The sequence below is a fragment of the Neoalteromonas arenosi genome (genome assembly GCF_030362855.1).
In the GTDB taxonomy this organism is placed as follows: Bacteria; Pseudomonadota; Gammaproteobacteria; order Enterobacterales; family Alteromonadaceae; genus Alteromonas_E; species Alteromonas_E arenosi.
On the sequence record NZ_JAUCBP010000007.1, the window covers coordinates 518,827 to 530,997 of the forward strand.

Consider the following 12,171-nt stretch of genomic DNA (forward strand, 5'->3'; position numbering starts at 1 on the left):
AGCATAAAAAACGGCCTAGCTCCTTCGAGATAGGCCGTTTTTTTTTGCAAATTCGCCTAGCTTAACCCGACCATAACAACGTGGCTGGTGACCACTAAAGTCGTTAGAATAACGCGCATTCTCGTGTACTCAATAATTTGCGCCGGCGCCATTTGTAGCGTGAATTTGTCATAAATCAAGACTGCAACATATGCCAGACTTAACACGCCTAGTGTGCGTGCGTCGGCAAACAATATGAGTGCTAGCCAAGCCACAATACTGGGAAGCATTGCCACATAAAGTTGATGTGAGAATTTCGGATCTGTTATCGCTACGTACCAATGGATACCGCCGAAAAACGACAAAATAATCGCTGAGTATTGGGTGAAAAAAGCAAAGGCTTGTGGATAGCTAAGAATGTCCATAAGTACCGCGACAGGGATCGCGAAAAAAGGGATTAAGCCCAGATAGCCCAACAGAGCTGCATGTTTTGGCATAGTCTCTCCGAAACAAAAAAGCGCCTACATGAGGCGCTAGATTATACAGTGCAATATAAGCTAATGCTTATTTTTTGATTGGTTTGTACTCACGACGCGCTTCACCTGTATAAAGCTGGCGTGGACGACCAATTTTTTGTCCTGGTTGAGATAGCATCTCATGCCAGTGTGAAATCCAGCCAACCGTTCTTGAAAGTGCGAAAATACACGTGAACATGTTAGTTGGAATACCAATAGCTTTAAGTACGATACCTGAATAGAAATCAACGTTCGGGAACAATTTCTTCTCTGCAAAGTATTCATCACTTAGGGCGATGCGCTCGAGCTCCATTGCTACATCGAGTAATGGATCGTCGATTTTAAGCTCACTAAGTACTTCGTGGCAGCTTTCACGCATTACAGTTGCGCGAGGGTCGTGGTTTTTGTAGACACGGTGACCGAAGCCCATTAAGCGGAACGGGTCAGCTTTGTCTTTCGCACGTGCAATAAACTCTGGGATGCGGTCAACAGTACCGATTTCTTCCAACATGTTTAAGCATGCTTCATTCGCACCGCCGTGAGCAGGGCCCCACAATGAAGCCACACCGGCAGCGATACATGCGTAAGGGTTTGCACCAGAAGAACCGGCCAAGCGAACAGTTGACGTCGACGCGTTTTGTTCGTGGTCGGCATGAAGCGTGAAGATACGATCCATCGCGCGTTCAACAGCCGGAGATATTTTGTATTCTTCAGCTGGTACAGAGAACATCATGTTCAAAAAGTTAGCTGCGTAGCTCAGGTCATTGCGCGGATATACAAACGGTTGACCGATGTTGTACTTGTAACACATCGCAACCAGGGTTGGCATTTTCGCAATTAGGCGATGGGCGCTGCGAATGCGCTGTTCTGGGTTGTTAACGTCTAAATCGCTGTGGTAAAAAGACGATAGAGCACCCACAGTACCGCACAACATTGCCATCGGGTGGGCATCGTTGCGGAAACCGTGGAAGAACATGTTCAACTGGTCGTGAACCATGGTATGACGCGTTATCGTTTCTTTAAATTCGGCGTACTGCTCAGATGTTGGCGCATCGCCGTGAAGCAACATATAACAAACTTCGAGGTAGTCTGCGTCGCGAGCGAGTGATTCAATGTCGAATCCTCGGTGAAGCAACTCACCTTTCGCACCGTCAATAAATGTGATTGCCGATTCGCACGACCCAGTGGCCATGAAACCCGGATCAAATGTGAAATAGCCAGCAGAACCTAGTGCTCTTACGTCGATTACGTCGTGTCCAGCGGTACCGCTTAGGATTGGCAATTCAACTTCTTTATCACCGGCTTTTAAAATGGCTTTCTGATCGGCCATGTATGCTCTCCTCAGACTGATTCATTTGAACGCTTGGGGCCAAAAAAGCCGCAAAGCGAGGGAAAAGTGGCGCTATTTGTACTGATAAAGTGGCGTTATGTCAATTTTAATGCATATTTGCTCAATAAATATTCTAGATTGTTCCGCGTTATAATCCAGTATTTCGTAGTACCCCGAGTAACCTTACGACTAAAGTCTTAAAATAGAACAAAAAATTGTATTTATAGTAGCTGGTAGATATACTCTGAGGGTCTTGCCACGACCGCATACGTAGGTTGTAAACCAAGACATAAAATATTCACAAACAGTTAACATCTCAAGGGATGAGGCTTTTAACACATATAACAAACACGCAATCAGGACACACATGAAGACGTGTTAACTACGGACCTTACAGGCTTACAAATTGTGAAAAAACAAAGACCAGTAAATTTAGATTTAAATACAATTAAATTTCCTCCGTCTGCAATCACTTCAATCCTCCACCGGGTAACAGGTGTTGCAATGTTTTTTGCATTATTATTTGTAATCTGGGCGTGGGCTGTTTCACTCGGCTCGGCTGACGATTTCAAATACGTGCAATCATTAATGGAAGGCGTCATTGGCAAAATTATCGCCATTGGTACTTTATCCGCACTCACTTACCACATCCTTGGTGGCATCCGCCACGGCATTATGGATTTGGGCTATTGGGAAGAACTTGAATCAGGTAACACCAGCGCCAAGGTTACTATTGGTTTATGGGTTGTCTTAACTGTCGTTATGGGAGTTGTATTATGGTAACTAACCAAGCTTCAATTAAACGCGACGGTGTTCAAGATTACGTCTCACTGCGTGCGACCGCTGTCATTATTGCTTTGTACAGCTTTTATATGGCGTGGTTCTTTATTAGCACCGACGCTATTACTTATGAAGTCTGGCAAGGACTTTTCTCTACAATAACAATGAAAGTAGCTACCTTAGCGACGTTGGTGTCGATCATGATCCACGTACGCATTGGTCTCTGGCAAGTTCTAACCGACTATGTCAAACCCGCAAGATTGCGCGCTGTTCTGCAATACGTGCTAAACCTTATTGCCTTCGCTTACGTAGCGGTTGGTATATTCGTTTTATGGGGAGTGTAGTATGAGTGTAGCTATTCACGAATATGATGCAGTGGTCATCGGTGCCGGCGGTGCTGGCATGCGAGCGGCGCTGCAGATTTCACAAAGCGGCAAGTCCTGTGCGCTTTTATCAAAAGTATTTCCAACCCGTTCTCACACTGTGTCTGCGCAGGGTGGTATTACGGTAGCACTGGGCAATTCTCACGAAGATAACTGGGAATGGCACATGTACGACACTGTAAAAGGCTCTGATTATATCGGTGACCAAGAAGCGATTGAGTATATGTGTAAGACCGGTCCAGAAGCGATCATTGAAATGGAAAACATGGGTTTACCATTCTCGCGCTTCGAAAACGGTAAAGTTTACCAACGTCCATTTGGTGGTCAGTCGAAGAATTTCGGTGGCGAGCAAGCGGCACGTACTGCAGCAGCAGCTGACCGCACTGGTCACGCATTGTTGCACTTGTTGTATCAGCAAAATGTCAAAAACAAAACTAAGGTATTCAGCGAATGGTATGCCTTGGATTTGGTTAAAAACCAAGACGGTGATGTCGTTGGTTGTACGGCAATCGATATTGAAACTGGCGAAGTCGTTTACTTTAAAAGTAAAGCCGTTGTACTAGCCACAGGTGGTGCAGGGCGTATTTATGCCTCTACAACTAATGCGCACATCAACACGGGTGACGGCGTTGGTATGGCATTGCGCGCAGGTGCGCCAGTTCAAGATATGGAAATGTGGCAATTCCACCCGACCGGTATCGCCGGTGCTGGAACCTTGGTAACTGAAGGTTGCCGTGGTGAAGGTGGTTACTTGCTCAATAAAGACGGCGAACGCTTCATGGAGCGCTACGCACCAAATGCTAAAGACTTAGCCGGTCGTGACGTTGTTGCGCGTTCAATGATGACTGAGATCCGCGAAGGTCGCGGGTGTGAAGGCCCTTGGGGTACACACATTAAATTGAAACTCGATCACTTAGGTAAAGACGTACTTGAGTCACGCTTGCCTGGTATCTTAGAGCTCTCTCGTACCTTTGCTCACGTTGATCCAGTTAAAGAGCCAATCCCGGTAATCCCAACTTGTCACTATATGATGGGTGGTATTCCGACCAATGTTGACGGTCAAGTGATCAAGATCGATGAAAATGGCAACGAGTCACCAATGACGGGCTTATTTGCATGTGGTGAAATCGCCTGTGTATCTGTACACGGTGCAAACCGCTTAGGTGGTAACTCACTCCTTGATCTCGTCGTATTTGGTCGAGCAACTGGCCTTCACTTAGGTGAGAAAATCGACGAAATCGCGCCAACTCGCGAAGCGTCTACAACAGATGTTGAAGAAGCGTTGGCACGTTTTAATCGTTGGGAAAACTCTGAAAAGGGCAAAGGCGAAGATCCAGTCCAAATCAAAAAAGACATGCAAGAATGCATGCAGCTTAACTTCTCGGTATTCCGTGAAGGTGAAGCAATGGCCCAAGGCCTTAAAGAACTTGCAGAAATCCGTGAACGCCTCAAAAATGCGCGCTTGGATGACAAGAGCAGCGATTTCAACACCATGCGTATTGAGTGTTTAGAGCTCGATAACTTGATGGAAACCGCGTACAGCACCGCAGTTGCTGCGAACTTTAGAACTGAGAGCCGTGGCGCTCACAGTCGATTCGATTATACCGAGAGGGATGATGAGAATTGGTTGTGCCACAGTGTTTATATTCCGGGTTCTGAAACAATGATAAAACGTGACGTAAACATGGCGCCGAAGCTTCGCGAAGCCTTCCCGCCAAAAGTACGTTCGTATTAATTGGGGTGACTTTAGATGCAATTATCATTTTCTGTATATCGTTATAATCCTGATGTGGACAATGCGCCACACATGCAAGACTATACGCTCGAAGTCGAAGAAGGGCAGGACATGATGGTTCTGGATGCTCTTATCGCGTTGAAAGAACAAGACCCATCATTGTCTTTTCGTCGTTCTTGCCGTGAAGGTGTTTGTGGCTCTGATGGCATGAATATGAACGGTAAAAATGGCCTCGCGTGTATCACACCATTGTCGGCTTTAGGCAAAGGTAAAATCACTGTTCGTCCACTACCTGGATTGCCAGTTGTGCGTGACTTAGTGGTTGATATGACACAGTTCTATACTCAATACGAGAAGATCAAGCCGTTCTTAATCAACGATGGCAAACAGCCACCTGCGCGTGAGCATTTGCAATCGCCGGAAGAGCGCGCCAAACTTGACGGATTGTACGAGTGTATTTTGTGTGCATGTTGTTCAACGTCGTGCCCATCGTTCTGGTGGAACCCTGATAAGTTCATCGGACCTGCGGGCTTGTTACATGCCTATCGCTTCTTAATTGATAGTCGCGATACTGCTACAGACGAACGTTTGAATGAGTTAGACGACGCATTTAGCGTATTCAGATGCCACGGCATCATGAACTGCGTAAGCGTGTGTCCAAAAGGATTAAACCCGACTAAAGCAATCGGCCATATTAAGTCGATGCTGTTACAACGGGCTGTTTAGTAATACTTTCTGCTACTGCGAAGTAACAGATTGGCAAGTATTAAATGGCCATCCGTAAGGATGGCTATTTTGTTATAAAATTTAATAAAACCTGTAATTATTATTCACTTACAAAGGTAAGGCATAACAATGCAAGAAAGCGTGATGCAAGCGTGGTGGGCTTCGTCCCATTTTGCCGGTGGCAACACAGCGTATGTTGAAGAGATGTACGAGGCTTACCTGGAAGATCCGCAAAGTGTAGCTGACGAATGGAAGCAAATCTTTGATGGGTTGCCCAAAGTTGATGGTGTCGAGTTAGATACCAATCACTCTCAAATCCGAGACCAATTTCGAACTCTCGCGGCCATGGGGCCGGCGGCAAAGGTCGTTTCTGCGCCAGCTGCTGCCAGTGGTAGTGACGAAAAACAAGTTCGAGTCCTGCAACTGATTAATGCTTATCGATTCCGTGGGCATCAGCATGCGAATCTCGACCCCTTATCGCTGTGGAAACAGCCGCGAGTTCGCGATCTAGAACTCTCGCATCACAGCTTATCGGAAAGTGACTTCGACACGGTGTTCAACGTCGGCTCGTATGCGATTGGCAAAGAGTCTATGACTCTCGGTGAATTGTACAAATCGCTCAACCGAACCTACTGTGGTTCGATTGGTGCAGAGTACATGCATATAACCGACACTGAGCAGAAACGTTGGTTGCAGCAAAAGATTGAATCTGTGCAAGCCAAGCCAGAGATCACGCGTGAGCAGAAAGTGTCGATTCTAAAGGGCTTGGTTGCCGCTGATGGCATGGAAAAGTACCTTGGCGCTAAATTCCCAGGCGCAAAACGGTTTTCGCTTGAAGGTGGTGATAGCTTAATTCCAATGCTTAAGGGGTTGATCACTGAAGCAGGTGCCGCAGGCACTAAAGAAGTGGTCATTGGAATGGCGCACCGCGGTCGCTTAAACGTTCTGGTAAACGTGCTCGGTAAGAACCCTTCAGTATTGTTTGATGAGTTTTCGGGCAAGCACGATGATTCACTTGGTGCGGGTGACGTTAAATATCATGCGGGCTTCTCGTCTGATTTCGCCACACCAGGTGGTAACGTACACTTAGCGCTAGCATTTAACCCATCTCACCTTGAAATCGTTAACCCAGTTGTCATGGGGTCGGTACGCGCGCGTTTGGAGCGCCGTGACAGCATGGATGGGGCTGCGGTACTACCAGTAACTATTCACGGTGATTCAGCGATTGCTGGCCAAGGTGTGGTACAAGAAACCTTCAACATGTCACAAACCCGCGGTTTTGCTGTGGGTGGCACGGTTCGTATCGTAGTCAACAACCAAGTTGGGTTTACTACATCGAAGACAGAAGATACGCGCTCTACGCAGTACTGTACTGATATCGCGAAAATGGTACAGGCGCCGATTTTCCACGTTAATTCAGACGACCCTGAAGCGGTGTTGTTTGTGACAAAACTTGCGCTGGAATATCGCAACAAGTTTAAGCGCGACGTGATGATCGATTTAGTGTGTTACCGTCGTCATGGCCACAACGAAGCTGACGAGCCAAATGCTACGCAGCCGTTGATGTACCAGAAAATTAAGAAACACCCAGTTCCGCGTCAAATTTACGCGGACCAACTCGCCGCTGAAGGCACGTTAAAAGAGCACGAAGCGAGCAAGTTAATCGACGAGTATCGCGCGGCGCTTGACCACGGAGCTTGTGTGGTTGAAGAGTGGCGGCCAATGACAGAGCATTCAGTAGATTGGCGCCCATACTTGGGCCATGACTGGACAGTGCCATACGAGCACGCGATAGCCAAAGATAAGTTAGTTGAATTGGCCCATCGCTTGGTTGATATCCCTGAAGACGTCAAATTGCAATCGCGCGTTAATAAGCTGTATCAAGATCGCAAATCGATGGCCAACGGTGAGAAAATGCTCGACTGGGGTATGGCTGAAAATCTTGCCTACGCAACCATTGTCGATGCAGGCACTGATATCCGTATCACTGGGCAAGACTCTGGTCGCGGTACTTTCTTTCATCGCCATGCGGTATTGCACAATCAAAAAGATGCGTCGACATACATGCCGTTGAAAAATATCCGTGAAGGCCAGGGCGCGATTGATATTTACGATTCAGTATTGTCTGAAGAAGCGGTTATGGCGTTTGAGTATGGCTATGCCACTGCAGAGCCGGGTTGTTTGACCATTTGGGAAGCGCAATTCGGTGACTTCGCCAACGGTGCGCAAGTGGTGTTTGACCAGTTCTTGTCTTCTGGTGAAGCAAAATGGGGTCGATTGTGTGGCCTGACAGTATTGCTACCGCATGGTTATGAGGGGCAAGGTCCTGAGCACAGTTCTGCGCGTCTAGAACGCTTCTTGCAATCATGTGCTGATCACAACTGGCAGGTTTGTATTCCGTCGACACCCGCACAGGTGTTTAACATGTTGCGCAGACAGTCAATCCGACCGATGCGTAAGCCGTTAATCGTAATGTCACCTAAGTCACTACTGCGCCATCCTTTGGCCGTATCGAGCTTAGACGAACTCAGCGATGGTGTGTTCCACAACGTCATCGGTGAGCAAGATGACTTAAACGCGAAGAAAGTTAAACGCGTGGTACTGTGTTCCGGCAAAGTGTATTACGATCTGCTTGAACAACGTCGCAAGAATGAACAAACAGATGTTGCGCTTGTTCGCCTTGAGCAACTTTATCCATTCCCAGCCGAGGAGTGTGAAAAAGTATTGGCACCTTACAAACACGTCAAAGACTGGGTTTGGTGTCAGGAAGAGCCGCAAAATCAGGGCGCATGGTATTCAAGCCAGCACCATTTCTGGCAGGTCATCCCAGATGGCGCCAAATTACGTTATGCCGGTCGCGATGCATCAGCCTCGCCAGCGGTAGGTTATGTTTCAGTTCACAACCAACAACAAAAAGCCTTGGTTGATGACGCACTCACTATTAAGTAAAGGAACCAACAATGACAATCGAAATAAAAGTTCCAGTTTTACCGGAATCGGTTGCCGACGCGACGATTGCTACCTGGCATGTTAAGGCTGGTGAATCAGTAAAACGCGACCAAAACCTCGTAGATATCGAAACAGATAAAGTGGTTTTGGAAGTCGTAGCGCCTGAAGACGGTGTTCTCGGCGAGATCTTAAATGAAGAGGGTGCGACAGTACTTGGTGAGCAAGTTATTGCGAAACTTGAGCAAGGCGGCAGCGCTGAGAAAGCAGCACCTGCTAAAAGCGAAACTAAAGAAGCGCCGAAAGCTGATGCTGGCGGTGCTTCAGTAGATATCAAAGTACCAGTACTGCCTGAATCTGTTGCCGATGCAACGATTGCAGCTTGGCACGTTAAAGCGGGCGAAGCCGTTAGTCGCGACCAAAACTTGGTAGATATCGAAACGGATAAAGTCGTGTTAGAAGTTGTTGCGCCAAATGACGGTGTTTTGTCTGAAGTACTTGCTGATGAAGGTGCAACCGTGCTTGCCGAAGAAGTCATTGCTAAGTTTACTGAAGGCGCAAGTACAGGCGCAGCTTCTGCTCCGGCACCAACTGCGACTGAGAGTGATGAAAGTGATAACGATGCTCTCAGCCCTTCTGTTCGTCGCTTATTGGCTGAAAAAGGCGTTGATCCTGCGAAGATCAAAGGCACAGGTAAAGGTGGTCGCATTACTAAAGAAGACGTTGAGCAGCACCTGAAGTCTGGTGGTTCAGCACCAGGTCCGGCTGCATCTGCTGCAGCGCCAGAAGTGGCAGCAGTGGCGGGTGAGCGCACTGAGAAGCGTGTACCGATGACACGTTTGCGCAAAACTATTGCTAATCGTCTTCTCGAAGCGAAAAACTCAACAGCCATGTTGACCACGTTTAACGAAGTTAACATGAAACCCATTATGGACTTGCGCAAGCAGTACCAAGAAAGCTTCGAAAAGCGTCACGGTATCCGTTTGGGCTTTATGTCGTTCTATGTGAAAGCGGTTACTGAGGCACTTAAACGCTACCCAGAAGTCAATGCTTCTATTGATGGTGACGACATCGTTTATCATAACTACTTTGATATCTCGATTGCCGTTTCAACGCCGCGTGGTCTAGTAACGCCAGTGCTTAAAGACACTGACATGCTTGGCATGGCGGGGGTTGAAAAAGGCATTAAAGAGTTAGCGCTTAAAGGGCGTGACGGTAAATTGTCAATGGCCGAATTACAAGGCGGTAACTTTACTATCACCAATGGTGGTGTGTTCGGTTCGTTAATGTCTACACCGATCATCAATCCTCCACAAAGCGCAATTTTGGGGATGCACAAAATCCAAGATCGTCCAATGGCTGTAAATGGCAAAGTGGAAATCTTGCCTATGATGTATCTGGCACTTTCTTACGACCACCGTATTATCGATGGTAAAGAATCGGTTGGATTCCTAGTTACAGTTAAGGAAATGCTCGAAGATCCAACACGTCTATTATTGGATGTGTAAGACTTTAGTATAAATCTTGACCTGATAGGTGATAGTTTTAGCTATCACCTGTCACTATGCTCACATTTTTACTATAATGCGGGCGCTTTAAAATAGGTCGCTGTGAGCGACTTTTCTATCAATAAAAATCGGAAAGAAACACCATGAATTTGCATGAATACCAAGGTAAGCAGCTATTCAAAGAATACGGTTTACCTGTTTCTGAAGGGTACGCAGCGGATACGCCTCAAGGGGCAGTAGAAGCGGCGGACCGCATTGGCGGCTCTGAGTGGGTTGTTAAGTGTCAAGTACACGCTGGTGGCCGCGGTAAAGCGGGCGGCGTAAAACTAGTTAAAAGTAAAGACGAAATTCGTGCTTTTGCAGAGCAGTGGTTAGGAAAGAACTTAGTCACTTTCCAAACTGACGAAAACGGTCAGCCTGTTAGCAAAATTTTGGTGGAGTCGTGCACTGATATCGACAACGAATTGTACTTAGGTGCAGTTGTTGACCGCACCACACGTCGCGTTGTGTTTATGGCATCTACCGAAGGTGGTGTTGAAATTGAAACGGTTGCTGAAGAAACGCCTGAGAAAATTTTGAAGGCGGAAATCGATCCAATCGTAGGCCCTCAACCTTACCAAGCGCGCGAAATGGCGTTTAAATTGGGGTTGAAAGGCGTACAGATTAAACAGTTTACGCAAATCTTCTTAGGTCTTGCGAAAATGTTCGAAGAGCTTGATGTAGCACTTATCGAAATCAACCCACTAGTGATCAAAGACGATGGCAACTTGCATTGTCTTGACGCGAAAGTCGGTATCGATAGCAATGCATTATACCGTCAGCCTAAAGTTAAAGAAATGCACGATCCCTCGCAAGAAGACGCGCGTGAAGCCCATGCAGCTCAATGGGAGCTAAACTACGTAGCGCTAGACGGTAACGTAGGTTGCATGGTAAACGGTGCGGGCCTTGCGATGGGTACTATGGACATCGTTAACCTACACGGTGGCCAGCCGGCTAACTTCCTCGATGTTGGTGGCGGCGCGACCAAAGAGCGTGTTGCTGAAGCATTTAAAATCATCTTGTCAGATGACAACGTAAAAGCCGTATTAGTAAACATCTTCGGTGGTATCGTACGTTGTGACATGATTGCTGAAGGTATCATTGGCGCAGTCAAAGAAGTTGGTGTTGAAGTACCAGTTGTTGTGCGTCTTGAAGGTACAAATGCTGAATTGGGTCGCGAAGTACTTGCGAGCTCAGATCTAGACATCATCGCTGCTGAGTCGCTAACAGACGCTGCTCAGAAAGTTGTTGCTGCAGCGGAGGGCAAATAATGTCAGTTTTAATTAATAAAGATACTAAAGTTATCTGCCAAGGTTTCACTGGTGGACAGGGTACGTTTCACTCTGAGCAAGCCATTGCATATGGCACGCAAATGGTTGGTGGTGTTACACCAGGTAAAGGTGGTACTGAGCACTTAGGTCTGCCTGTATTTAATACAGTACGCGAAGCAGTAGAAGCAACTGGTGCAACAGCAACAGTTATCTACGTACCAGCACCATTCTGTAAAGATTCAATTGTTGAAGCTGCAGACGCAGGTATTGAGTTAATCGTATGTATCACTGAAGGCATTCCAACGCTTGATATGCTTTATGTGAAAGAATACGTTGAGTCAAAAGGCGTGCGTATGATTGGTCCTAACTGTCCAGGCGTTATCACTCCGGGTGAATGTAAGATCGGTATCATGCCTGGTCATATCCACAAGCCAGGTAAAGTTGGTATCGTGTCGCGTTCAGGTACATTGACTTACGAAGCGGTTAAACAAACGACTGACGAAGGCTTTGGTCAATCTACGTGTGTTGGTATTGGTGGTGATCCTATTCCAGGTTCAAACTTTATCGACGTACTACAGTTGTTCCAAGATGACCCACAAACTGAAGCGATCGTTATGATCGGTGAAATTGGTGGTACTGCAGAAGAAGAAGCTGCGGCATTCATCAAGGAGAATGTAACTAAGCCAGTCGTATCTTACATTGCAGGTGTTACTGCACCTCCAGGTAAGCGTATGGGTCACGCTGGTGCAATTATCGCTGGCGGTAAGGGTACTGCAGATGAGAAATTTGCTGCATTAGAAGCGGCAGGCGTTAAAACGGTTCGTTCACTTGCTGACATCGGTGCAGCTCTGCGCGAAGCCACGGGTTGGTAACCAACCTAAGAATGTTAAAAAGCCCGCTCAATGCGGGCTTTTTTGTGGGCGCTATGGAATGTTTAGCGTCGCAATGACCCCAATGCA

General features: G+C 47.0%; 10 protein-coding genes. 8 read left to right on the plus strand and 2 right to left on the minus strand.

What is annotated here, in order from left to right; all coding sequences use genetic code 11:
* Positions 1–56: 56 nt before the first annotated feature.
* Both QTP81_RS08730 and QTP81_RS08735 read right to left on the minus strand, forming a co-directional pair.
* Positions 57–476: a DUF3429 domain-containing protein gene (locus QTP81_RS08730; RefSeq protein WP_289364969.1), complete on the minus strand. Its 420-nt coding sequence runs from the start codon at positions 474–476 to the stop codon at positions 57–59.
* Between the two features lie 67 nt (positions 477–543).
* The gene (locus tag QTP81_RS08735) at positions 544–1,824 is read right to left on the minus strand and encodes a citrate synthase (protein WP_289364970.1); all 1,281 of its coding nucleotides are present in this window, start codon (positions 1,822–1,824) and stop codon (positions 544–546) included.
* Positions 1,825–2,232: 408 nt separating this feature from the next.
* Here QTP81_RS08735 and sdhC point away from each other — a divergent pair, with 408 nt between their 5' ends.
* The 8 genes from sdhC to sucD all read left to right on the plus strand — a co-directional run bounded on the left by sdhC (position 2,233) and on the right by sucD (position 12,084).
* Positions 2,233–2,607, plus strand: a complete 375-nt coding sequence (sdhC, locus tag QTP81_RS08740; RefSeq protein ID WP_289364971.1) for a succinate dehydrogenase, cytochrome b556 subunit — start codon at positions 2,233–2,235, stop codon at positions 2,605–2,607.
* The gene (sdhD, locus tag QTP81_RS08745) at positions 2,601–2,948 is read left to right on the plus strand and encodes a succinate dehydrogenase, hydrophobic membrane anchor protein (RefSeq protein WP_289364972.1); all 348 of its coding nucleotides are present in this window, start codon (positions 2,601–2,603) and stop codon (positions 2,946–2,948) included. Before sdhC ends, sdhD begins: the two co-directional genes overlap by 7 nt.
* A 1-nt stretch (position 2,949) precedes the next feature.
* The gene (gene sdhA, locus QTP81_RS08750) at positions 2,950–4,722 is read left to right on the plus strand and encodes a succinate dehydrogenase flavoprotein subunit (protein WP_289364973.1); all 1,773 of its coding nucleotides are present in this window, start codon (positions 2,950–2,952) and stop codon (positions 4,720–4,722) included.
* Positions 4,723–4,737: 15 nt separating this feature from the next.
* Positions 4,738–5,448, plus strand: a complete 711-nt coding sequence (locus QTP81_RS08755; protein WP_289364974.1) for a succinate dehydrogenase iron-sulfur subunit — start codon at positions 4,738–4,740, stop codon at positions 5,446–5,448.
* A 129-nt stretch (positions 5,449–5,577) separates the two neighbouring features.
* Positions 5,578–8,397 (plus strand): 2-oxoglutarate dehydrogenase E1 component, encoded by a 2,820-nt coding sequence (locus QTP81_RS08760; protein ID WP_289364975.1) that lies wholly within the window; start codon positions 5,578–5,580, stop codon positions 8,395–8,397.
* 11 nt (positions 8,398–8,408) lie between these two features.
* Positions 8,409–9,902: a 2-oxoglutarate dehydrogenase complex dihydrolipoyllysine-residue succinyltransferase gene (odhB, locus tag QTP81_RS08765; protein WP_289364976.1), complete on the plus strand. Its 1,494-nt coding sequence runs from the start codon at positions 8,409–8,411 to the stop codon at positions 9,900–9,902.
* Positions 9,903–10,045: 143 nt separating this feature from the next.
* A complete protein-coding gene (gene sucC, locus QTP81_RS08770) occupies positions 10,046–11,212 on the plus strand; it encodes an ADP-forming succinate--CoA ligase subunit beta (protein ID WP_289364977.1) in 1,167 nt (388 codons plus the stop codon).
* Positions 11,212–12,084, plus strand: coding sequence for a succinate--CoA ligase subunit alpha (gene sucD / locus QTP81_RS08775; RefSeq protein WP_289364978.1), 873 nt, complete (start codon positions 11,212–11,214; stop codon positions 12,082–12,084). Before sucC ends, sucD begins: the two co-directional genes overlap by 1 nt.
* Positions 12,085–12,171 lie beyond the last annotated feature (87 nt).